At 42.7% G+C, this 23,919-nt stretch carries 16 protein-coding genes and 1 tRNA gene; all 17 read right to left on the bottom strand.

Features of this window, described 5'->3' with window-relative positions:
- Positions 1 to 10: 10 nt before the first annotated feature.
- The 17 genes from GKR61_RS06180 to yejM all read right to left on the bottom strand — a co-directional run bounded on the left by GKR61_RS06180 (position 11) and on the right by yejM (position 23,909).
- Positions 11 to 3,364: an ImcF-related family protein gene (locus tag GKR61_RS06180; RefSeq protein ID WP_154599439.1), complete on the bottom strand. Its 3,354-nt coding sequence runs from the start codon at positions 3,362 to 3,364 to the stop codon at positions 11 to 13.
- 1 nt (position 3,365) lies between these two features.
- A complete protein-coding gene (locus tag GKR61_RS06175) occupies positions 3,366 to 4,451 on the bottom strand; it encodes a hypothetical protein (RefSeq protein WP_154599440.1) in 1,086 nt (361 codons plus the stop codon).
- Positions 4,452 to 4,468: 17 nt separating this feature from the next.
- The gene (locus GKR61_RS06170) at positions 4,469 to 4,726 is read right to left on the bottom strand and encodes a PAAR domain-containing protein (protein ID WP_154599441.1); all 258 of its coding nucleotides are present in this window, start codon (positions 4,724 to 4,726) and stop codon (positions 4,469 to 4,471) included.
- Positions 4,727 to 4,916: 190 nt separating this feature from the next.
- The gene (locus tag GKR61_RS06165; protein ID WP_154639643.1) at positions 4,917 to 6,041 is read right to left on the bottom strand and encodes a T6SS immunity protein Tli4 family protein; all 1,125 of its coding nucleotides are present in this window, start codon (positions 6,039 to 6,041) and stop codon (positions 4,917 to 4,919) included.
- 199 nt (positions 6,042 to 6,240) lie between these two features.
- Complete coding sequence (locus GKR61_RS06160) at positions 6,241 to 7,353, bottom strand: T6SS immunity protein Tli4 family protein (protein WP_154599443.1); 1,113 nt, start codon at positions 7,351 to 7,353, stop codon at positions 6,241 to 6,243.
- Positions 7,334 to 9,052, bottom strand: a complete 1,719-nt coding sequence (locus GKR61_RS06155; RefSeq protein ID WP_154639642.1) for a lipase family alpha/beta hydrolase — start codon at positions 9,050 to 9,052, stop codon at positions 7,334 to 7,336. Before GKR61_RS06155 ends, GKR61_RS06160 begins: the two co-directional genes overlap by 20 nt.
- 43 nt (positions 9,053 to 9,095) lie before the next feature.
- Complete coding sequence (locus GKR61_RS06150) at positions 9,096 to 11,621, bottom strand: type VI secretion system Vgr family protein (protein WP_154599444.1); 2,526 nt, start codon at positions 11,619 to 11,621, stop codon at positions 9,096 to 9,098.
- A complete protein-coding gene (gene tssH, locus GKR61_RS06145) occupies positions 11,618 to 14,281 on the bottom strand; it encodes a type VI secretion system ATPase TssH (RefSeq protein WP_154599445.1) in 2,664 nt (887 codons plus the stop codon). Before tssH ends, GKR61_RS06150 begins: the two co-directional genes overlap by 4 nt.
- A gap of 212 nt (positions 14,282 to 14,493) precedes the next feature.
- Positions 14,494 to 14,985 carry an Hcp family type VI secretion system effector gene (locus GKR61_RS06140; protein ID WP_006660409.1) on the bottom strand — a complete coding sequence of 164 codons (492 nt, stop codon included), beginning with the start codon at positions 14,983 to 14,985 and terminating at the stop codon, positions 14,494 to 14,496.
- A 2-nt stretch (positions 14,986 to 14,987) separates the two neighbouring features.
- A complete protein-coding gene (locus GKR61_RS06135) occupies positions 14,988 to 16,727 on the bottom strand; it encodes an OmpA family protein (protein WP_154599446.1) in 1,740 nt (579 codons plus the stop codon).
- A gap of 2 nt (positions 16,728 to 16,729) precedes the next feature.
- Positions 16,730 to 17,386: a type VI secretion system protein TssL, short form gene (tssL, locus tag GKR61_RS06130; RefSeq protein WP_154599447.1), complete on the bottom strand. Its 657-nt coding sequence runs from the start codon at positions 17,384 to 17,386 to the stop codon at positions 16,730 to 16,732.
- A complete protein-coding gene (gene tssK, locus GKR61_RS06125) occupies positions 17,383 to 18,720 on the bottom strand; it encodes a type VI secretion system baseplate subunit TssK (RefSeq protein WP_154639641.1) in 1,338 nt (445 codons plus the stop codon). The genes tssL and tssK overlap by 4 nt, the downstream gene beginning before the upstream one ends.
- A 22-nt stretch (positions 18,721 to 18,742) precedes the next feature.
- Entirely contained in the window at positions 18,743 to 20,287 is a 1,545-nt protein-coding gene (gene tssC, locus GKR61_RS06120) for a type VI secretion system contractile sheath large subunit (protein ID WP_154639640.1), read from the bottom strand.
- A 19-nt stretch (positions 20,288 to 20,306) separates the two neighbouring features.
- The gene (gene tssB / locus GKR61_RS06115; protein WP_036952987.1) at positions 20,307 to 20,804 is read right to left on the bottom strand and encodes a type VI secretion system contractile sheath small subunit; all 498 of its coding nucleotides are present in this window, start codon (positions 20,802 to 20,804) and stop codon (positions 20,307 to 20,309) included.
- Between the two features lie 522 nt (positions 20,805 to 21,326).
- Entirely contained in the window at positions 21,327 to 21,869 is a 543-nt protein-coding gene (locus GKR61_RS06110; RefSeq protein ID WP_154639639.1) for a YcxB family protein, read from the bottom strand.
- A gap of 141 nt (positions 21,870 to 22,010) precedes the next feature.
- A tRNA-Pro gene (locus tag GKR61_RS06105) sits at positions 22,011 to 22,087 on the bottom strand.
- Positions 22,088 to 22,193: 106 nt separating this feature from the next.
- Positions 22,194 to 23,909 carry an LPS biosynthesis-modulating metalloenzyme YejM gene (yejM, locus tag GKR61_RS06100; RefSeq protein ID WP_154599449.1) on the bottom strand — a complete coding sequence of 572 codons (1,716 nt, stop codon included), beginning with the start codon at positions 23,907 to 23,909 and terminating at the stop codon, positions 22,194 to 22,196.
- Positions 23,910 to 23,919 lie beyond the last annotated feature (10 nt).

The following is a 23,919-nucleotide window of genomic DNA, read 5'->3' as shown; positions in this document are numbered from 1 at the left end:
CTATCGATGGCTAATCCAAAAAGATTTTTTCAGGTAAAACGAAATTACGCAGTTTTAATAGCGCCAGCGGGCCTTGACCCATTTCGGTGCGTAGTTGGTAATTTAGAGAGATGCCATCGGGTGTTACCCACGAGACGGTATAGCTGCTAGTGCTGCCCGCATAAGGCGCGACGTTGGCCGTTTCGAGTAAACGGATCAAACCCCAAACACCACGATGATCGCCATAGAGTCGGGTACCCGATGACGTGGTCATCCAGGTTAAAGATGCGCCGGACGCGACGGTATCGGCAGGCCAAACAAAACGTTGCCATTCAGGGAATTGGTTATCGTAGGTAAGATTTTGTTTATCGATCACCAATATGGTTTGCATCACATTTTTACTGGTGCCTGGACGCATTTCAAAATAGAGACGCGCTTCCCCGTTCGCGAAAGCCACATCACCTAACTCTGTCAGGGTATTTAGCGCGGTTAAAAAAGCAGGATTAAAGCGTAAGCCTTGGGCATTGGTGCTATTGGGGACCCAATGGTTGCCTTCTTTGCGTAAAACTCCTTGTAGGCGAGTTTCTAAGAAGCGTTGGATCCGACCATTATCGGGGCGCAGATATTGCGCCATCAACGGTAAGGAGATATCGCTTTGGGTATTTTTTAGAGGATAGCGTCCGCCGAAAGCGTTGTTCCATTCACTGACAATGGCATTTTGCCATTCGCTATTAATGCCTTGGGCGGTTGGTGTGAGTAATTGCTGCCACGCTTGGGTCATCGGCTCCACTAACAGCGCATCCCCAAAGCTTTGCCACTCTTGCCCAAAGCTGGCGGCAATCAAACTACCCATATCCCGCGCTTCGGCGAAATCGACATTTTTACCTTCTAGAATACTTTGCGCGAAGGATTGAGACATCGCTTGCGGATCCGGTGCATTAACCACTTGCTGAAGTTTTAATCGCACGCGGGTTATGCGGGTGAGATAGGCTTGTAGGCTGAGGTTATCGCTTGTTTGCGCGGTGGCTTGCGGGTCCACAAAATTCAGAATAGGGGCAAAGGTATCTTCAAGCGGACCCGTAAAGTCGGCTTTCTGACTAATGACCGGTTTCTGTTCTTTATTGAGCAGGTCTTTCGCGGAGTTCATAAAGGAATCGGCGAGCTTTTCTTGCTGGCGTCCGGTTTTCCCTTGATAAGCCACGGTATTCATTAACGCAATGACAGGTGACTGGCGCACATCGCTCATCAAGGATAACTGGTCGATAGTATCAGACAAGCTTTCAGTATGGCGCCATTGCAGGCTATTGAGGAAGTTTAACCAGCTATCAGAAAAGTCAGCAAAATAGCGTTCAGTAAGCTGCTGCTTAAGTGCATCAGGCGAAATATCTTGGCTAAGTTCATGTTGGCTATCACTTAATACCCAGTCAATTTCATTACGGCGGGATTCAACCACTTTTTTGATGGCGGGTTGAATAGATTCTTCCCACGCTTTGCGGGTAAAAATGCCCGAAACAAACTCATCGGTGGTGAATAAAAAGCTGGCATCGGTATCACCGGTCATATCATCTAATGTCATATCCGGGAACTGATGCTGCGCTTGTAATAATACTTCTTGATACAGCGTGGCACTTTCGCTGCGTTGACCAATTTGACGAATAAGTAAAGTACGGCTTTGATTAATCAGGTTATTGTTGGCAGTCAATTGCCATTCGGGGTGTTTCGGTAGCTGTTGGGCATAGAACATAAGTAATTCTTTACCGAGGGTTTGCCATTCGCCTTCGTTCATTCCTTGCGGGACGGGGAGAGTCGAGAGCACGCTATCAGTAAAAAACGCCGGATCCATGCGCTCTGGGGTACTCATCATTAAGTAGGTTTTTAGGCTTTGATACGCCCCTTGGGTGGCTTGGCGACGGTCATCACTGTTAGGGGATAGCTGAGCATACGCCTGTAATTGTTGAGACAATTGTTGAGCGATGGTATCACGCAAAGGCGGTAATACCGTTTGTTGATACAGTGGCCATAAATGGGCTAATAGTGGTTGATTACTGTTTAGCCCAAAATGGAGCCAGAAAGGCACAGAAGTTTGTTCGCGATGATTGAGTAAGCCTAGGGTTTGCTGAAAATCGTATTGGGCTTTGAGGCGTTCAGTTTCCGGTAATTGGCTGTTAGCGGCGACACTCGCGCTTTGGTAGCTCTCTTCAATAAGCTGGCGATTGGCGAAGTAAGAGACGATCATGCCCGCGCCCCACAAAGTCATGGCGGTGGCTGCGCCATATTGAACGAGACGTTTTTTGTCAAAGCCTAAAGAGGCAGGCTGTAAACCGGATGCTAGTTCAGATTGCACATTCAACCAGCTTTTCCAGCGGGTATCAGGGTGCCAACTATTGGGTAAACGTTGCTGATTTAACGGATTGATACAAGGGCTAAATGCAATGCCGGAAAAAGGCAGCGTACGTAATTGGGTATTGAGTGGGGCTAATGTGGTTGCAAGCTGCTGACTGCCACCGTTTTGTAAAAATTGAGCTAAAGCAAGCAGATAGGTGTGTTTTTGTTCTCGCAGTAACGCTTGAGTTCCGTTGATAACGAGCGCGGGGATCAGGCTTAATAAGCTAGGGGATAGCGCCTCGGCTGGCATGTTTTGTTCTGTCATGCAGAGGATCGAGGGCGTTTCAACCGCGCTGAGGGATTGTTGGTCACTGACACTCCATACCCAAACAGGCGCACGCCAACCTAATTCTTGGAAGAGGTTCTGGATAGCGCGCCCTGCGTTATGGGCTGTTGCGGTATTGAGGTTAGTGAAAGTGACGTTGTTGTCTAAAAGCTGAGATGAAATGCTGTTTTCAGTCACCCAAATCACGCCATCGAGCGGACGACGTCGGCGTAGGTGTTTGAGGGTTTCTAGTCGCTCTGAATCGATGGAACTCCCGATATCGCCACCGTAGATAAGTAGGGTTCCATCACACTCTTGCCAGATTTCTTGCGTCAGGCTAGGAGCGAGTTTTTCGACGGCGGAGTGGGAGCCAAGGAGGAGCTGAATGGAGACTTTGGAATGCCAGAAAGTGCCGTATTGGTTGCGTAGTGCTTGAATAATTTGATTATGCAATAAGCTTATTTCTTTAGTTGGTGCATTCAAATCGATTGGGGTATTTTGAGGTTTGAATTCTTTTTGTTGTTTTTTTTGTGTTAACTTATTTTTTATGGGATAAAAAGAAATAAGAAATAAAGCAATTACACTAAGTACAGATATTCCTATCAGGAATGGATTTGTATCAAAAGGTTTATATTGATAAACAAAAAACATAGTTATCAATGAGAGAATAACAACGAGGAAAAGAATAAAAAACAATTTCCCTCTAGGTAAACTGATAGATGTTCTATTTATCATATTAAAACCTGCGAATGTAAACGGCATAGCTAGAGCCATTAGTATTAGAATGGATGAGAACCTGATCTGTACCTGATTTTTTTGCTATTTCACTCACTAACGAGAGATAGCTTAAAAATGCATTAGGATGGGGAACTGAATAAGATAATGCTAGAGAGTAAATAGGGCGATGTTTATCAAATTCGATTTTTTTATCACTATAATTGATTAGAATACTATCAATTATATCTTGCTTGGACTCTGTTACCCAGGTCTGAAATCTATGCTTTCTTGATATTCCGCTATAGTTGATAAACTTGATTATTTCATTGTCAATATCTTGCATATCAATCTCCATAATCCTTTCTATACTTATACGAGAATGACTTGGATTAATTAATTGATTATTAGTTGAAAATAATTGAGCTGAAACGAATTGACTAAATTTTGGTTCTGATTGGATAGTAATAATCAAAAATGTATCTTCATGTTTAGTGTCATAAGCGGAGAAAATAGTTTGATATGATGATAACTCAGTCGGTTTAAGATGCCATTGATTGTAAATTAGTAGGTTGTTATCAACGCGATTTTCATTATCGAAGATATAAATATTTGATAGATACACTCTGTAGTTTGGACACTGCTTTTCAAGATTTTTATCAATTTTTGAAAAAAGGTCTTCATCAGTTTTTTGTTTGTTGAATAACTGCCGTGGCTTATCTGGGAACATTGGGATAGATTCGTCATCTTTTAAAAATACGCCAGCGCCATCTTTATCTGGTGTATAGTTAACATAACCAAGAGATGTAATTGAGGATTGGCACCAATGCTGCCATTCCATTTCGGTGATTTTCTTTTCTTTTTCCCAGTTATTACAGGTGATTACGGAATGCTGATAGCGTATATATAAAAAACTAAAACATGCCAGAAATAAAAGAGCCGTCACAGGTAATGTGATAATAAATAAACGCATTTTTTGTTCGGTAGGTAATGTTACTCCATAAGCATAAATTGCGGTAACTATCCCTATGAAAAAGGCAATTAAAATTTTATAGCTGGGATTCTTTCTTGGTGTTTTATCAGGGATAGAGGGGATTTTCCAATGCATTAGTTTGATATCCTTATCTATTCTATACAAGTAGTAGGCTCAGAACTGATTACTCGACATCTACATGAACATAGGCACTGATCAACCACAACGGCAGTTCCATTATCAAAAGTTGAATCAGACCCTTCTATAATGGAGTTATTACCGTGCTTAGGGCAGGAAACAAGATCTCCGATGAGTGCAACTTGTTTACCATTAATAAATAAACTTGATGAGGCGGACAGTACATATCCCCCATGGGTATTTTTGTCACCTAGACAGACAAAACCTTTCATTTTGAACCTACTTTTTGGAAATAACGTTATTATCTTTATGCGAAAGTTCAGTCATTGATAATGGAAGACCATTTTTATCTGAACCACCAAAATACACAGTATTTTTTAACCGTTATTTTATCGTTCCCTTTCGGATTCGTATCAGAAATAGGGCTAAGTGTTTAGATATTTATTATCCCTTTTGTATAGATTAAAATGCATTGGGCTTATAACGCAGAGAGCCGACAATTCGATCCCATATTTCGACCATTTGTGCATCACTGTATGAAGTGAATTTATTTCGATTATTCATACCAATATGTAGTAGTGGTATTATTTCAGTTGATGTTGCCTCATTGGCAAAAAACCAAAAATCATAATATGGTAAATTGGATATTCTTTTATTCTCTTCCTTAGAGTAAATTTCCTGATTCCCTGTCATTAACCATTCTTGTGCTGGAATATTACTAATTGATAAATCTCTTTTTTTTATTGTGTGTAACCCTTGTTGCTTCATCGCCTCATTTATCTCTTTTTCTCTATTTAGTAACGTATCATTAGACCCAAAATAACGATTGTCAGATTCCAAGAACAATAACAATTCATCATTTTTATAGACCATAGCGATTTTTTGCTGGTGCTTATTATTATCATCATCCAAAATGAACCCATTCGGGATACAAATACCTTTATCGGTCGGGATTTCATGATCTAATCGCCCACTTAATCGAGAAATTAATGAATACATAGCCGCTAAACGAGTTGGCTTTTGGTTTGATTGAACTTCTGTCCCACCTCTAGCTAAAAAACTGGCTTTTCTTTTTTCATATTTTTTATCCGAAAAATCTCGGATTTCAGTAGTAATAATAAATGCGATATGGTCAACATAGACATGAGCTTCTAATACTCGATAAGCATCATCTGCCCCAGGCTCATTTCGATCAAAAATAACACCTTTACTATTTGGCAATTGGATAACTTCTTTAAGTGCAGGTGAATTTTCTGTGCTTTGCTTCCATTCTCTTAATTCTTTTTCTCGGAGTTCAATACGTTGTTTAAAGGCTGGAGGATAAATAAATTTACTTTCAATATGAAAATCATCAATAAACAGACTATCATGAGAACCGTTTTCCCAGTTAATTGGAACATCGATGATATAACGCCCAATACATTGAGGTTTAGTTTTTTCAAATAATGCGTCTACCACGATTTTTTCTTTATCGTTCAGTTTGGTGTTTGCTTGTTTTTCTGTAAAAAGAATGAGTCCAACAAGTATCATAAGCACAACAAGTATGATTATACCCCAATAGTGATTCTTAATTATTCGCACAGACATTAGTTCCTATTATTTTACTATCTAACGGTAAAACGTTATTTAATAGAATCATGGTGTTTTTAGGCCAGTAACACACCACATACATTATTACTAAATAATAATGTATAAAAGTGAAATAGGCGATGATAGATGATGATTTAATATGAGTAATTAATGGTATTTTTACCTGAAATTCAATTGGTTAATTATAGTTTTTAAATTAAAAGGCGTTGGGTTTATAACGTAGTGAGCTGGCAATTCGATCCCAAATTTCGACCATTTCGGCATCACTGTATGTTGTTTCTTTATCATTGTTAAATAAAGTTATACTTAAAAATGGTTTAGCGAAAGAGGATGTACCTTGATTTACCTTCAAAAGAAAAGAATAATGAGAAAATCCTGACTCTTCGTTATTTTCTTCGTTATAAACTTTTTGTCTCCCATACATTAGCCATTCTTGAGCAGGGACTCCATTAGGTTTTATTTCACCTTTTTTAAACGTGTGCATATTATTTAACGCCATTGCTTTTTTTATTTCAAAAGATTTATTTAATAATATTTCATCTTGCGGCGTCTCATGATGATCCATGTTTATGGCTAAACTAAAATCACTATTTTCATATAAAAAATAAATATCTTCTTGTTGTTTACTATTATCATCTAAAATAAAACCATTAGGAATGCAAACCCCTTTCTCTGTGGGAACGACATGATCTAACCGCCCACTTAATCGTGAGATCAAAGATTGCATAGCAGCTAATTTAGCTGGTTTTTGGTTTGATTGAAATTCTGTTCCACCTCTAGCTAAAAAGCTAGCTTTTCTTTTTTCATATTTTTTATCAGAAAGATCTCGGATGTCAGTAGTAATTATAAACGCGATATGATTAACATACACATGAGCTTCTAATGTTCTATAAGCATCATTAGATCCAGACTGATTCGCATCGAAAATAACGCCTTTTCCATCTGGCAATTGTATAACCTCCTTCAGTACAGGTGTATTTTCTTTACTCGTTTTTCTTTCTATTAACTCCTTTTCTCGTAACTCAATTCGTTGCCGAAATGCAGGGGGATAAATAAATTTGCTCTCAATTTTAAAATCATCAATAAATATCTTATCCTGCAATTTATTATTAAATGATGCAGGAACATCAATAACATAACGACCAATACATTGAGGTTTCGTTTTATCAAACAGAGTTTCTATCACAATCTTTTCCTTGTCACTTAACGGAGCTGGAGCAACTTCACGAATGAGCCATAAAAATGAAATTATGAGCATAAACAAAATTATCATGAACGATGCTTGTAATTTAGTCAGCTGCACTGGCATCAACCTCTTGTACAATTTTAATTATTGATCTTAATGTAAATTTAATGGCATCACTAAATTCAGAATAAGCCGTATCATCTAATGCATAAGCATTTTGATGATCAACATTTGTCGCCAAGACACTTTTAATTGATGTATGTATTTTTATTTTATTGAGTGACTCAATGGGAACGGTGCTATCACCTTTGCCTAACGACGAAACTAACTCATAAACATTATCGTCATCTATTTTGTAATAATAATGCGGAACATCTCCTGTAGGAATAACATACATTTTACCATCTGATTGTTTTTCAAATCGAACATTTTTAACGGCCGGTAAACGTCGCAATGCATCCTCACTCAGTTGTATTTCTCGTTTATATGAAACTCGACTCCATGATAGATAATTATCGGATTCTTTTTCATTACCATAAAATACGTAAGTGTTAGGGTGATAAAAGCCTTTTTCCTGATGCTCCATAAAAGGTCTAACCGAACCTTCCATTAATTTATCATATTCATCCCAATTACTCGTGACCTTCGCATTATCGGAATCAATAATGTCAGATTGATACAATTTCCACCACACATCATTACGTAAGTAAATTTCGTCAAAAGGGTCTACTTTAGGATATGCACTCTCACCATCAATTTTTAACCATCCTGATGGGTATGACGGATACGGCAGTAATTGTAATGGAGCTGGTGCTCTAGCTAAAACAGGCATTAATTTTTCTGCGTTTCCTCCTAGAACTTGCCCTGGAATATCTTCTTTACCCGCTCCGGTTTTCATTCGGCGATAAGCTGCAGGAGACCCCAAATCAGGGATAACCCCGTGAACAACGCCTAAAACCTTATCTTGACAACCTTTAAATTCAACCCCTTCAGGGGGGCTCATTGCGTAACGAGCGACTAATCCCCCCATAGAATGCGTGACTAAAATGACTTTTTCTACTGCTAAACCATACCCATGCTTATTTTTGTAGATATCTAAAACATCATCAATATATTTAGTCAGTTCTTCAGCGGATATAACATTATCCTTCAGCCAATTATAGCCAAAAACATGAACAGAAAAGAGGAAGCGTTTAAAGTGCGTTAGCTCAGGATCGGTTAGCGGAGAGTCATGAGTATCCCCTAATTTTCGGTTAACTAAGTTAGCTAATACACCTGAACGTTTGAATTGTTTTAGTTTAGCGTCAGAATACATACGATAAACATCAGTCTGCCAATCATCCAACAAAGCATATTGAAAAAATTCTAAAAATTTTCCATAACTTAAATATAACGCTTCACCCCAATGCCGCTCCTGTCTAGTAGGGAGTAGATTTCCATTATCAGGGAAGAGAGAATGAACTCGAGAGCTAATACTTGTTTTCCTGTTTTCAACAGTAGTAGTGTCTGGGTTTAAAGTTTTTCTACGTTCATGACCGTCTTTAGGAACAAACCAAAGAGTATCAGCCCCCTTAATCGATTCCGCTTTCCAAGAATCTTCACCAACACTACTTTTAAGATTTGTTCCCATGACCCCAGGGATAAAAATAATAGGTATTACTTTTGTTGGCGGTACGATACATTTCGCTTCAGCATTGAGGGGTTTATGTTGACGTTGGATATCAACCCAACTGCATTTCCCATTTTCATCCCATTGAGGTAAATGATATGAAGTGTGCTGGCACTCGCCAATTTTTGCTGCATGATCTGATTTATCGGCCATATAATCTCCTTAAAATGGAATCGCTGCATCCATTGCTGACAAACTATTTCTTGTCGTTAAATTCAATGTTCAATTTATCGAGACCTAATCCTTTTTGCTCAGATACGTTTCCTAATGTGTCACTAGTGCTAGAACTTTTAGTACCGTCAGCAATAATGCCAACAGGATGTGATAAATCAATTTGTGCTTCTTTGTCATAACTCACAAACTGAGGCTTAACTGCAAACTCAGAGCTTTCCCAAGATTGCATTGCAGTATTAATACTTTGCCCACCAAATTTTTGCCAGACAGCCCCACGCTCGATGATTTTATCGGGTGCGGCACATTCAACAGAACCATCCGCAATACGGATATAACCTCCACCACTAGTTAAAATGATTTCTTTTTTAGCCTTGATAATGACTTTGCCATCATGACTGCTGATGCTTAAATCTTTTAATGCATCTAATGACATTTCGTCGTGCTGAGCTTCTATGGAAATTTTACCTTGGTTAGCAAAGATTTTTATGCCTAATTTTTGAGCGAACAAGCTAATAATTTCACCTGCCGCAACTGTGAATTTTTTTGCAATACTAAAATCGGCACTTTTCTGTGCGGTTGCAATAATGTTTTCACCCGATGAAAGTTGAATACTTTTAGGTGAGGTATGTGCGATACCTTCTGGAGAAGAAACAAGCAACGCAGATTGTTTAAGTTCGTGAAGAGTGTCAGAGAGCAGAATTTTTTGAGTTTGTAAATCAGCCAGCTCAGCTTTTGCGATCTTTGCTGCTTCTTTAAGAGATTCAGTCAGCTGCTGGGCTTGTTTTAACTGGGCAACAGCCTCTTCCATCGCCAACACATCCCCACCGGCCTTATCCTGCTTATCGGTGGTAATAAACAGCCCTTTACCCGCGCGAATTGCGCCCCAGCTATCTGTACGTAACTCAAAACCATCACCGCGTTGTTCGCGCTCGGCGTTGACCAAATGCCCCAAGTTTAACTGGGTTTTTCCGCCATACTCGGTGCTGAGCTTAATATGCTCTTGCCCGCGTTTATCTTCCATGCGCAGTTTGTTATTCGCAGGCGTGCGGATCACATTACGGGTGTTATTTTTATCCGTCACGTGGTCGGGGTGGCGGGAATCATGTAGTGCGTGGGCGATGTAAGGGCGGTCTGGATCACCCTCATGGAAGGCGATAGCGACCTCAGTCCCTTGAATCAGTGGGAAATGCATCCCATAAGTATCTCCGGCGTAAGGTTTCGCCAAACGCACGGGCATACTTTCATAGCCCTTGGTTTTATCATCGCGATCTGCGTCGAATTTTACCCAATAAAAGCCATGTTCATTTTGGTGGGCATAAATGTCGTGGTCTTTTGCGCTGGTGATGCGCGCCATTAAGGTTCCAGCAATGACCGGGCGTGGTTTTAGAGCAGGGCGCCAGCACAGTGATTCCGTGTAAGGCACGGCGTCAAAGCGAACAGTCAGCGCTTTATCTCGGCTGGCAGTAAAACGTAGGCGAGTAATTAAAACGGGTGATTTGAATACGCTGGGTAACGTTGAACTGAGCGGGTTATCTTGAATGCTTAATACTAATAATGGCGTCAGACCTGCTGCGCTACTTTCTCCGCGTAGTAAAGTCTGGCGAGCTAAAAAGCGTTCGTGGTCGAGTCTTGCCCAGAAGTTAGCGGTTTCGGTTTCAGGGCGAATTTTATCCCCACGGGTCAGGTGGCGACCTTTATAGTGGTAAACATCGCCGTAGTTGATTTTTTCGCCATCACCGCGAGTCATGTCCGCGACGGCGGAAATCAACGTATCTTCCGCCAGTCGGTGGTTATAGTCTTTGGCAAAAACAGTACTTTCAACCACTTGATGGCGCAAAGATAATCCCCAAACACTGTCAACATGGTTATCGCTCAGCCCAGATGGGCTATTTAATGGCAGCATTTTGTCATACACATAACCGCGTTGACTGTCCGTAAAGTGGAGCACTTCGGTTTGGGTATCATCTTGTAAACCAAAGCGGTAAAAAATACCCACTTCACTGAGTAAACGCTCGATAAATTGGCGGTCACTTTCGTTAATTTGGTTGATTTGTTCGCGTTTTGGGTACTCTTTTTCGAGATGAAATTCGAATTCCCAGCCTTTGAAATTATGTTCGCGCAGGATCTGTTCAACCACATCAGGGATGGATTGGTTGATAAAGAAACGGTGGCTGCGAATTTGATGGCGGAGTAGCGCAAAAAAAGGCTCAATAACTAGCTGGTAGCGAGCTTCATCCGCAGAGCCAGAGAGACGACGGAAATCCGTCACTACGCCATGAACGCGCTTGGCAATGCTCGGCTGAGTGGAGAGTCCCATTAAGTTATTTATCGGCGCGGAAAAGGTCAGGCTGGCATTGCGGCGCAATAATTGCTGAGCAGAAAGATCTTGGGCGGAACAGGTAAACGTAATTTGATAGCGATAAGTATCGCTAGCGGCTTCACGCCCGGTAAAATGTTCAACGTCCAGTAAATCTGAGCAGCCTTGCACTTCTAGGCGATAGCGGTTTTGACCTTGAAGGAGGTTTTTGGCTGTATCGAGTAGGCTCATGGATTTATCTCCTCAATATCACTGAAACTCAGGGTGATCCCGTCTTCTTCGCTATACCCCAAAGTCAGGCTTTGCGCTTGCTGGTGGTTAGCTTGGCGCATGAGTAATTGCCGACTCAGTACTGGTAAAATCTGCTGATTCAGTAGGCTGTCTATATTGCGGGCGCCGGTGTCGGGTAATAAGCAGGCGCTCACGAGCGTGTCATACAGCGCTTCTTCGATAATGCCTTCAAGCTTGTAGTGGGTGTAAAGACGCTTAATGACGCTGCCCAGTTTCATTTCAACAATTTGGCGCAGAGCGGCTGGGCCTAATGGGCGATAAATTAAGGTTTGGAAGCGTGCGAGTAAGGCAGGTTGGAAGTGTTCGCGCAAAGTTGGACGCAGCAGTTCTTGCAGCTCGCCGTCGGTAGATTCAGGGAACTCTTCGAGTTGCTGCATCAACAAATCACTGCCCAAGTTGGCTGTCATTAAGATCACGGTATTACGAAAATCAATTTCACGGCCTTCGCCATCGCGCATAAATCCACGGTCGAAAACTTGATAAAACAGGTTGAGCACATCGCGGTGGGCTTTTTCCACTTCATCGAGTAACACGACGCTGTAAGGGCGCTTGCGAACGGCTTCCGTTAAAATCCCGCCTTGACCATAACCCACATAACCTGGAGGCGAGCCTTTTAATTGGCTGACAGTGTGGGCTTCTTGATACTCTGACATGTTGATGGTAATTAAGGATTTTTCGCCACCAAATAGGACATCAGCCAAGGCTAAGGCGGTTTCAGTTTTACCGATTCCGCTTGGACCCACTAATAAAAATACCCCTTGAGGACCATTTTCTGAGGCGAGACCCGTGCGAGCAGCACGCAGTCTTTGTCCAAGCCCCAGTAATGGGCTTTCTTGACCCACAACACGTTTGCTTAGCGAGTCTTCTAACTCCAGCAGTTCGGTTTGTTCGTCTTTTAAGAGGCTGGATAATGGTACGCCTGTCCAGTCGGCGATGACTGTGGCCACAGTTCTAACATCCACATCGGGGGTGATCAGCGGCTCATTTTGTTGAACGAGTTCTAACTGTGATTGGATATCGCTGACATCTTGGGATTGACGGCGCTGTTCTAAGAGCTCGCTGATAAGGTTTTTTTCTTGCTCAAAACGCTGTTCTAACTCAGCCAGCTGTATCGCTATTTGGGCATCTTGAGTGACTAATTCGCTCAGTAGGGATTGGTTGGTGGTGTTGCCAATCGCCAAATCATCAAGGATCGCTTGCTGTTCAAGTTCTAATGCATTGCGCTTGGCCTTTAAACGCGTCAATTCTTCAGGGAGTGTATCGAGGCTCATGCGGATACGGGCGCTGGCGGTATCGAGTAAATCCACGGCTTTATCGGGGAGTTGGCGACCGGTTAAGTAACGGCGGGATAAGGTAACAGCGGCTTTGACCGCATCATCGGTAATGTGAACACCATGATATTTGGCGTAGCGCGGTTTTAGCCCCCGCAGCATTAAACAGGCTTTTTCATCATCAGGTTCATCGACTTTGACGACTTGGAAACGGCGTTCTAAAGCGGCGTCACGCTCGAAATATTGTTTATATTCAGACCAAGTGGTGGCGGCAATCGTGCGTAATTCACCACGGGCAAGGGCGGGTTTGAGTAAGTTAGCGGCATCAGCGCCACCAGCTTGGTTGCCTGCGCCAATGATGGTATGGGCTTCATCGATAAACAGTAAAATCGGAGTAGGAGATTGTTGTACGGCTTCAATCACGTTTTTTAAGCGCTGTTCAAATTCGCCTTTGACGCCAGCCCCCGCTTGCAGTAGACCTAAATCTAATGTACGTAATGATGTGGTTTGCAGACTGACAGGAACATTACCTTCAACGATACGTAGGGCTAAGCCTTCCACTAACGCGGTTTTTCCAACACCCGGTTCGCCCACGAGAATGGGGTTGTTTTTGCGACGGCGAGAAAGAATATCCACCATTTGACGGATTTCGTCATCACGTCCAAAGACTGGGTCAATTGCGCCTTCGCGTGCTTTTTCGGTCACATCCACCGTAAATTTATTCAGCACGGCCAGTAAGGCTTCATTCAGTGTGTTTCCGATGACATTCGGTGCAGGAGCTTCATTTGTTGATTGCGTTTCAAGTGGCGCTTCTGCCGGCAAAGATTGATTATGCGCCGCAAGTTGCTGAACTTCAGGGCGCTCATCGGATTGCGCATCCAGCATCGGTCTTAAGCGTTGTAATTGTGTGATGCTTAAGGTCATTAATGGCCAAAGGGCGTCGTTCGGAACTAAAGAGGGTTGCTTCACCATCGCTGCAAGAATATGGACGCTGCGAATGTGCTCGATATCTTCATCCAATGAGGCTATCACCCATGCGTTTTGAATTAAGTTTAGGAGTGATTTCGAGAGGGAGGGGCGGCTATGGATAGAGCGGGGTAGGCTGTCGATTTCTGTTAGCAGGCTTTGCCAAAGTTCAGAAATATCCCACTCATAACGGCGCGCTAACACAGTGATATCACTTTCTCCTAGCTCAAGCAGCTTGAGTAACCAATGTTCGATGGTAACCTCAGCATGGGCGCGTGTTTGGCACAAGGAAGCTGCTGCCTCTAGTGCATTTGCACAGAAAGGGTTTAGGCGACGCAATAACATAACTGAAGAATTTTCCATGTTCTCTCCCTAGATAATCTGGTGGATATCAATGTGTTTAGGCACGCTACCGCCCCTAACCGTTAACCGAGGTTCATAAGGTGATATTCGCGATGGGAATGCGCGGTTGAAAGCGCGTATTGCTTGTTTAATGGCAAAATGTGTTGTGTGTGAGTGATGTTGCGCAAGGGGCGCAAGAAAAAAGCAGACGCCGAAACGCCTGCTTGTCTTAATTAAGCGGTAGCACGCTCATTCCAAGAATCGGAATGGATGATGTTGCCGTCTTTGTATGTCCAAGTGATTTTTTCATAGCGCAGCTCAATCTCTTCGAGATGGTTGTGCTTCTCTTTACCTGGATCTTTGATGTCGTGCATTTTGGGAGCGACTTTCACGACTTTGACGTTTTCAAGTTTGGTGTTGAAATATTCGACTTCTTGTCCTGCGTCATCAATGCGATACCATTTGAATTCCGCTTCTTTCAAGGTTTGACCCGTGGTCACAGCCTTGTAAAGGTAAGGGCTTGAAGCATCAATTTCTTTAACGAAAATGAATGGCGTATGGATACGAGTACCTGTTAATTTACCGGTATTGTTATCCGTTGGGATGTACAGGTTATGGTCTTGAGCAACCACTTCGATGCTGCCTTCACGGTCTTGTACGTCGACAGAACCTTTAATTTCAGCACCGCCATCATCTTTCAGCCATAAATAAACTGGAATAGCCATAACTACTTCTCCTTTCGTGTGGAATGTGTACCACCATCCATCGATGGTACGGTGTTGACGCCTAATATCTGACAAGCTTCAGCTTGCGGTATCAGGCGAATTTCTACGCGGCGATTGCGAGCTCGTCCGTCAGCGGTGTTGTTGTCGGCAACGGGGTTATTTTGTCCGTATCCCTGCACAGCAAAGCAGGTTGGCGAGATATCGCTGGTTTGGATCATCCAATCACGGACAGACTCTGCGCGTTTTAAAGACAGTTTTTGGTTTTGCTCTGGATTCCCGGTGTTATCGGTATAGCCAGAAACCATAATTAACCAGCCGGGTTTGGCTTTGATATTGAGTAGCGCATCAACTAACACTTTGGTCGCGCCCGTTTTGAGTGTGTATTGTCCAACATCGAATAAGGACAAGCTGTCCAAAGTGACGATTTGAGGTGGTGCAGCTGGCGCTTCAGGAGTGATTTCAGGTTGAGAAGGCGCCCAACTCCCTAGCAGAGTATGTAAGTAAGGCAATATTCGATTACCTTGATATAACGCTAAAGAGTAAGCGCTTGGGATCCCTTCACGCTCCCAGCGTGCAATTTCAGCAGCATCATCTTGTAGCTGCTGATAAGCGGTCAATTTGGGTGCGAGTGGAACTTCTGAAAGCTGAGAGAAACGAGCAATATCTTCACCAATATGGCGAATGAGTTGCTGGTTATGGTGGTAGCTACCGACTAAAGCACCCATGAAGAAAACCCCAAAAATGACGCCAATTGCACCGAGGCTTTTTTCTGTTCTGCTTAGGTTAATATCATGATGTAAGCGGCGTAGCATGACATCCGGCAAAGGGAGTAAATCCGTTTTTTGCGCTGAGGAAAGCAATGGCAATGTGGTTTTTTCTTGGATGAATTGCTGCCATAAATTGTTCGGCTGGCTAGTGATATTAATCCACTGAATGGCCCATGCGGAAGGGATTTGCTTCGGTGCTCCAGCTTGAGGTAGGGTAAATTGAGGAACTAAAACTTGGTTTAGCCAGCTTTGTAAGGTATCTAGCCATAGAGAAAATTGCAGGCTTTGTTCTGACTGTCCGAAATGCGCAGGTAGCCACACGGAGTAAGGGACTGACATCGCACCTTCTTGCTCCACCTGAAATTCAGTTTGGTGGCTGAGTAACGTCATCCAAGGTGTATGTTCATCATCAACATGCATAGCGGTATCAGCATGATGAGGTTTAGAAAGGTATACCGTTACCCAAAATGGCAATTTAGCACCGATTTTTTGACGACCTTCCCCAATAGCTCGACGCCAGTTGAGTAGCGCTTGTGTCAGGGTTTCTTGTTGGGTCAGTTGCTCGGGTAATACAACGTAAAGCAAGGATAAGTGCCCAGATAGTGAAGGGGCATATTCCACCAATGCGGCAATCAGTTTAACGAGCTCAGTGGGCGCGGATACGCGAATATACCAACCTTGATTTGTTTCTCTGTGTAATTGGTCATCAAGGAATAGTGCTTGAGATTGACCACAGACTAAAATGACAGGCCCCTGATAATTATCAGTAGGAAATGCACCCGTATATTCATGTTCAGTGGATAGCACTTGGCGTCGTTGTTTATATTGCCAAAACAACATTCCCCCCGTCAGTACTAAGACGAAGACGGAAACAAAAATGGTGACACTTTGCCCTAGAGACCAAAATCCCCAGAGTAGCCACAAGAAAAGCCCCGTAGCAAAAAGCGTCAGACACTGTTTGATTGGATTTTGCATGCCTATCCTTGTGTCATCCACTGTTGTAGTAAATGTTCTAACGAAGCACTGAACCCCCACCACATGGCGGCGAGTATGAGGATGCCGCCTATCCAACCAAACCAGTAAAGTCTGCGACGGCTAAACCGTAATTTAGGTTTTACGACGAGAGGTAATTCTGACGTGATCAGATAATCTGGAAGCTGAACATTGAGTTGAGCGACGATACGTTCACGTTCTGGCGCCTCTTTTTGGCGAAACTTACCGACAAACCCGAGGGTAAGCACGCGATGAAAACAGAGCAAAACGTCAGGATTCGGGGCGGTTTCGTTTAAAATGCTGCGTAGACGATCCCAAAGTTTGTCTCCCGCTTCTAATGTATTGAAGTAACGTGCTTGCAAAGGAGACTGGATCCATGTGTTGTAGCCATCATCTTGGTGCTGGCGATTCATCACAGATTCATCAATCAGGGCACATTGTGCGTATTGCATATGCTCAATGGCGGATTCAGGGTAGCCATGTTCGAGCAGTTTTTGACGTGTTTCATCAATGAGTTGGCAAACGCGACGATAAAAACTATCCCCTTGAGTGATGGCGGTGCCTTGATGTAACTGACAAACCATCAGCCAAGTTTGGGCGAAGATCATGTCGATAGTATGGTGTGATGTTGTATTGTTCATGAGCGAAGTACCGCAAACAGCTCTAATTGAATGTCACCTAACGTGCTTGGAACATAGAATGCACATTGCCCAGAAGAGAGCATGGCTTGACCCGCAGGTGTTTCAATATCTAGCGCAAAGTATTGATTTTCTAGGCGAAGAGGAACTGCCGTTGGGACATGGCTGAGCGGTTTCAATGGAATACCATTGAGGGCCACATTAACGACATCAGCCACATCATCACTACTGCCCGCTTTGCAAAGGAGTGGAAATTGGGCGATCAATAAGTGAGCAGGCAATGATGAGCGAACCGATAAGTAAAAATCGGCTTCTTCACGTAATCGACCGTCATGGAGTTGACCTTTCCAAAATGGACCTTCTTTCGCCAATTCAATGCTAATCACGCGAGAAGGCAAACTGGCTTCAAGCAGTGTATTTAACAAGGCAAAAAGAGGTGGGAAAACGAGCTCTGGCTGCTCATGTTTGTATAGCGGGATGTCTTCCAGCTTACTTTCTAAAGAAAAAGTTAATAAGCTGCCGGCTAAACGAGCTAGCTCTCGATAGAGTAATTCAGGATGACGATGTAATGCGGTGCTGAGCTCATTGAGGACTGGTTCGGCACTATTGAGTGAATTCAGTAACCAAAACAGTGAAACATCAGCGACCACAAAGTCGGCCATTTTTTCATTACTTTCACGACGTAGTGCCATTAAACGACGGCGCTTAGCCACTAAACGGTGCATAAACTCAGAAAGTAATGTTCGTAATTCAGCACTTCCCTGGCAGGAAAGTAAGGGAGGAATGAAGTGGCTATCAAATTCCCACATCCCTTGAGCGTTGCGAATAAGGCGTGCAACAGGGCAGGTCATATAGGCTTCATTCTCATCATGAGCAAAACGCAGTGTTGCCACGTGACGTAGCACGGCAATATCTGTTTGTTCATGCCCTAATAAGTCTTGGACTTTAACCCATTCTTGGCTAAATCGACGTGGGCGATCGGTTCCTGTTTCGGGAACTAAGTTTCCGCCATTGGCTAACATTAAAGGCAACGCCAGAACGATATCCAATGACTGGCGATCTGCATAATCATTGAGGGACAATACCGGAGGAAGGGCATCCGCTAAGGTAGTGTCAATCAGTGTGCCGTCGTGAAAGCGCACCACGATTTTTTGGGCGCTTACGCGAGAGAGCGTTAATGCACTGACATCAAACTCGGTATTAATGACGCCCCACGTGGAGGCGATACCCATTTGTGCGACGACTTCAGCAACATGACCGTCCCAACGGGCTTGCTGTTGAAATTGCTGAGGGGCCAAAAAGGCCCCGTCTGTCCATAGGGGATGGTAGATTTTCATCCTGAATGACCTTTAATAACCGTTAGGCTTTAGCTTTAGGCATTTGAGAAACTAGCGATAAATCAACATCCATACCTTCGACTTGGAAGTGTGGAACCGCGTACAGTTTCACACGGAAGAAGCCCGGGTTATCTTCAATATCCTCTACAACCACTTTTGCATCACGTAGTGGGTGAGAAGCTTGTAAATCATCACCTGGATCGGTCATTTCAGTGACTAAGCCACGAACCCAGTTGTTGAGTTCTAATTCAAGTAAGCGTCTGTCTTTGGTGGTACCAATGTTTTCGCGTTGAATAAGCTTCAAGTAATGGGCGATACGAGACAGTAAGAAAATGTACGGTAAGCGGGCGTTGATACGGCTGTTCGCGGTGGCATCAGCGGTATCGTATAACGCCGGTTTTTGCGCCGAGTTAGCCGAGAAGAAGCAGGAGTAATCACGGTTTTTGTAGTAAGACAGCGGGATAAATCCAAGATTGGCGAACTCAAATTCACGGGTCTCAGGGATCATCACTTCGGATGGAATTTTTACCTGGCTACCCGTACCTAAATCAAACAGGTGGATTGGGAGATCTTTAACGGCACCGCCGGCTTGAGGTCCACGAATTTGTACGCACCAACCGTTGTTGATAAAACTTTTTACCATGTTGGCAGCAAAAGCAAAGGTGGCGTTGGTCCACAGGTATTTCTCGTGATCAGGACCTTTAACTTCTTCAACGTAGTTGAAGCTACGAACAGGCACGGTATCTGGTCCGTATGGTAGACGACCTAGCACGCGAGGCATCGTTAAGCCGATATATCGAGCATCATCAGAGTCACGGAATGATTTCCACTTGATGTACTCGGCGCGGTCAAAATAGTTGCCAATATCTTTGATTGCTGCGACTTCTTCCATCGTCTCTTTGCCGAAGAATTTTGGTCCCACAGAACCAATAAATGGCATATGTGCGGATGCTGAGACTTTGGAGATACTACGCAGTAAGGCGATATCTTGCGGGCTACGGTCAAATTCATAGTTGGAAATCATGGCTGCGATAGGTTCGCCACCTGGGGTGTCATATTCAGCAATGTAGGTATGGTGATAAAGACCACTTTGAATGATCTCAGGGCTATCTTCGAAATCTTGACGTAAATCGTCTTTAGCGATATCTAACAGCTCAATTTTAACGTTTTGACGGAAATCAGTGCGGTCAACGAGGAATTTCAGGCCACGCCAAGTGGATTCAACTTGTTGGAAGTCTTGGTGGTGCATGACTTCATCCAGTTGTTGGCTGATTTGTTTATCAAGTTCAGCGATATGATGGTCGAGTAGGTTTCGGTCTAAACGCTTGACTTTTTGACCTGATGATTTTAAACGATCTAGGAAGACTTGAACGGCGACAGTGACTCGCTCATCAGCCGTTGCGTCTGCCAAGGCAGCATTGTCTTGGAATGCGTTAATATCACTGATTGATGCGACTGGCGTTAAATTGATTTTTTCGAACAAAGAAGCGTAAACACCTTGGTTTGAGGTGTCATCCAGCACAGTTGTTGCGCCTTGAGTTGATTCAGTTTTTACAGACATCAGCATAATCCTTTAATAATCCAAATTAATCTTTCTTCGGCGCTAGCTGTGCTAGTTCTTCACGAAGTTCATCACTGAGCTCTGGATCCTTAAGAATATTTTCCAGTTCACGGCGGAACGTTGCGTTATCGAGGAGATTAGATTTCAGGTCACGCAGCAGATTGCGCATTGCTAACATTGCGCGCAGTTGAGGAATTTGGCGGGCAACTTGCTCAGGCTCAAAATCTTTCATGTTTTTGAAAGAGAGGTTGATGCTTTCTTCACTTCCATCACCGGCAAGGGTATTTTTCACCGTGAGGTTAATGGTCGGCGCAAATTCAGTGAGTACACTGTTAAAGTTATTTTTATTGATATTAACTTTTTCGCGCTCAGATAATGCTCGATTATCTTGTCCATTGCTGTAATCACCAACAGCTAATAATTTAAGTGGTAATTCCACTTTTTTCTGCGCACCACCCGTGTGCAAGTCTAATTTGATATTAACCCGAGCCTTCGGTACTTCATTTTGGAAGCTATCTGACATTTTAGGAGTCCTTTAGTGGTATTACTCGCTTTAAATATGAATTATTGGTAAATGAAATATATTCTTTAACTTTAATTTAGCTTAAATCAGTTTGCTATTTTATATAGTTTTAAGATGGATAGATCAAGGTTTCTAATGGATTTGATTTTATGCTTGAGTGCGATACAACGTATTTTTACGTATGCAAACCTATTTAATTAATTAAAAATCATTTAAAATCAATGTGAATTTAAAGTCACAATAAATGTGAGTAGATAATTGGCAGGAAATTTAAATAGTGAAAATAGAGATTATTCTTAAGAAAAACAGAATATATAAATATTTTTACTCACAAAGGGGGTGGTAACAGGTGATAATATAGACGAAATACTATTCGTGGAGTTATTTCTAATTTTTAATATAAATCGTTAATTAAAGCTAAAAATAAAGTGTAAAAAAATGTGTAGTGAATATAAATGCTTCGCAAAATTTAAAATAAAGCATAACGGATGATTATGCTAAATTAATTTAGTTTACTAAGATTTATTCTGGATTATTTAAAAAATAATTTTGTTGAGTGAGGTATTGCACAAACTTTAGATAGTTTTCGTGTGAATCAAACGCTCGTTTTGGGAAAATAAAGGCGCTAGTTCTATCAATAAATAGATAATGCGTGTCTCCATTTTGTTTTATAAAACCCATTGAATTCCAATTGTAGTGCCATAATCCATAGGTACTCTCAATGTGTAATCCATTCTCATCTGCCGTGAATGTTTTTGTGCAGAAAGTCGAGCTATCCGCATCAGGAATCGCTTTGTTCAATGTTTTAAACAAACGTATTGCAAAGATGGCATAAAGTAATACCGCCATCAGAACAGAGACAACAAATTGCCCTAGATTAAGCTCGATATCAAAATGTTGGAGTAAGGTGAATACCCCTCCCATGATGGCAAAGAAAGCCAAATAGAGCAGGGTATAAGTGAGCAAGCTGCGGTTTTTGGGTAAAAAGTAGTTGTTTTTATGGCAGTAGCGGCTAAAGGCGATAAATTCTTGGCGTGATAACGCAACCGTGACGGATAGCGACATGCTGTATAACTCAATAAAAGGTTAAAAGAATAGTGGCTATTATCCCGATAGCGATGCAATTTGGCTATCAGATAATGGTTAAAGAAAGGGAAGTATTGAATAACAAAAAGCCAACCGAAAAGGCTGGCTTGAGTGAGAATTTGGTCGGCACGAGAGGATTTGAACCTCCGACCCCGGACACCCCATGACCGTGCGCTACCAAGCTGCGCTACGTGCCGATTAACGAATTGTATGCCTTTAAAGCAAGGCTTTAGGTAAAAATATACTACTCAAAACATTGGCGAAATCAAGAGCAAATTCATATGACTGATTGAAATTTAAGCGCTAATTTTCATTGAAGCGTTTAAGTTCAGTAAAGATTTTCAGTAGCTCAGCAAGGTCTGGTTTGTCGTCAGTTTGCTCGTTGCCTTGTGGGTCATAGATATTAAATTGTCCGTTATGATCCATATACATGGTAGCGCTGTTGGTGGTAATGACGACATCGCTTTTATCGCCGGTGATCACCCACGGATAAGTGCGCTGCGCACTGAAGAGATCTTCTCCTTGGCTGTAATCATCAGGCGGATTATTAACATGTAATACCCGCTGCATGAGGGTGGTCATTACATCTTGATGACTAGTCAGCTTATCAATTTGTTGCGCTGGAGTATTAGGCCAGTAGATAAATAACGGAACTTGCATACTGTCGCGGTTAAAGTGTTTTTTATTCACCCAGTCAGTATCTTGCGAACCGTTACTGTTGTAGTTTGCCGTGATCACCACAATGGTATTATTCAGCTTGTTCTGGCTCTTCAACGTCTCAATGACTTGACTGATTTGGTTATCCGTTTGATTACTTCCCGGCGTTCCCTTGATATTTAAGAATGAGAACCAAGGAGAGCCATGTTTCACGTTATCTAGCCATAAATTCCACTGTGCAATAGTTTGTTTGTCATTGTCCGCTGCTTTTGTCGGCAAGGAGTAGTCAGACAAAATCGCTTGTCGGAATAATGGTGAGCTAAATCCATCAGTGGAGAATAAACCAAACTGATAGCCTTGATGCTGTAAAGCTTCAATCAGTACAGAAGGGTGGCGACCATTGAGAATGTTATCAATATAACTTGATGAGATACCGTAGAACAGCCCAAATAGGGCGGTGTCATTGCGCAACCCAGAAGTATAGTGATTGGTAAATTGGGAGCTGATATTTTTGAACTCTTTCAATGAGTTCATTTGGTTTTGCTGAGAAACATTACCTAAATCATCAACAACCAATAACAGTAAATTGTAACCCGTACCTTGGTCTTGGTAGCTAAGCGGCTTCAATGGATACTGAAGTTTCAGTGCAGTTGGGCTACCTTGCTGGAATACACGATTTTGATGTGCAGTTAGGTCGAGTAGACCATATTTATCAAGTAGCTTACGCGCTGTCATTGGTTGAGACAGCGGGTAATTATAGCGTTGCATCGTGATTGGGCGATAAAAATTGGCATCCGCCCACGCATACATTAAATGTGACATCACAAATGTTGCGATGAATAGACCTGCCAGCGGGCGCCCAAATGTTTGTCGGCTTAAGCTGCGTAGTTTTTGCCAGCTCCAGGTCGCAAATAGCATCTCAACCAGAAAAATAATGGGGATGCTGATGAACATCAATTGCCATTCGCGCGCCATTTCACCCTTGGCAGGGTTAATGACTAAATCCCATACCTGCGGGGTAAGGTGAAGACCAAATTGGCTAAAGACGCGAATATCAAAGAGTAATAAGGTAAGTCCCGCGGTGGCTAGCGCCACACAGATAACCCTCAACAATCGTTGGGACATAACGATAAAGGTCAGCGGAAAGATGATTAGCAAGTAAGTAGCGAACACCACAAAACTGAAATGACCCAACCAACTGACGAAGGCATAAGCGCGACCAGCGAAGGTATCTGGCCAGTCAAAAATAAACAGATAGCTGCTACTTAGCAAAAGGCAAAGTAGTATATTAAAAAGTGCAAACCAATGCCCCCAACCAATCATGTTGGAGACTTTATCACGGTAGCGCTGATGGGTGACCATGCTGTTTATT

The organism is Providencia sp. wls1916 (assembly GCF_009706585.1).
GTDB classification, from domain to species: domain Bacteria; phylum Pseudomonadota; class Gammaproteobacteria; order Enterobacterales; family Enterobacteriaceae; genus Providencia; species Providencia lanzhouensis.
Note: the sequence above shows the minus strand (reverse complement) of the source record. Positions and strands in the feature narration are given on the sequence as shown.

Excerpts from the sequence above, each read along its gene's own strand:
- GKR61_RS06180 (WP_154599439.1), bottom strand. The coding sequence starts at position 3,364 with ATGATAAATAGAACATCTATCAGTTTACCTAGAGGGAAATTGTTTTTT.
- GKR61_RS06175 (WP_154599440.1), bottom strand. The coding sequence starts at position 4,451 with ATGCATTGGAAAATCCCCTCTATCCCTGATAAAACACCAAGAAAGAAT.
- GKR61_RS06170 (WP_154599441.1), bottom strand. The coding sequence starts at position 4,726 with ATGAAAGGTTTTGTCTGTCTAGGTGACAAAAATACCCATGGGGGATAT.
- GKR61_RS06165 (WP_154639643.1), bottom strand. The coding sequence starts at position 6,041 with ATGTCTGTGCGAATAATTAAGAATCACTATTGGGGTATAATCATACTT.
- GKR61_RS06160 (WP_154599443.1), bottom strand. The coding sequence starts at position 7,353 with ATGCCAGTGCAGCTGACTAAATTACAAGCATCGTTCATGATAATTTTG.
- GKR61_RS06155 (WP_154639642.1), bottom strand. The coding sequence starts at position 9,052 with ATGGCCGATAAATCAGATCATGCAGCAAAAATTGGCGAGTGCCAGCAC.
- GKR61_RS06150 (WP_154599444.1), bottom strand. The coding sequence starts at position 11,621 with ATGAGCCTACTCGATACAGCCAAAAACCTCCTTCAAGGTCAAAACCGC.
- tssH (WP_154599445.1), bottom strand. The coding sequence starts at position 14,281 with ATGGAAAATTCTTCAGTTATGTTATTGCGTCGCCTAAACCCTTTCTGT.
- GKR61_RS06140 (WP_006660409.1), bottom strand. The coding sequence starts at position 14,985 with ATGGCTATTCCAGTTTATTTATGGCTGAAAGATGATGGCGGTGCTGAA.
- GKR61_RS06135 (WP_154599446.1), bottom strand. The coding sequence starts at position 16,727 with ATGCAAAATCCAATCAAACAGTGTCTGACGCTTTTTGCTACGGGGCTT.
- tssL (WP_154599447.1), bottom strand. The coding sequence starts at position 17,386 with ATGAACAATACAACATCACACCATACTATCGACATGATCTTCGCCCAA.
- tssK (WP_154639641.1), bottom strand. The coding sequence starts at position 18,720 with ATGAAAATCTACCATCCCCTATGGACAGACGGGGCCTTTTTGGCCCCT.
- tssC (WP_154639640.1), bottom strand. The coding sequence starts at position 20,287 with ATGCTGATGTCTGTAAAAACTGAATCAACTCAAGGCGCAACAACTGTG.
- tssB (WP_036952987.1), bottom strand. The coding sequence starts at position 20,804 with ATGTCAGATAGCTTCCAAAATGAAGTACCGAAGGCTCGGGTTAATATC.
- GKR61_RS06110 (WP_154639639.1), bottom strand. The coding sequence starts at position 21,869 with ATGTCGCTATCCGTCACGGTTGCGTTATCACGCCAAGAATTTATCGCC.
- yejM (WP_154599449.1), bottom strand. The coding sequence starts at position 23,909 with ATGGTCACCCATCAGCGCTACCGTGATAAAGTCTCCAACATGATTGGT.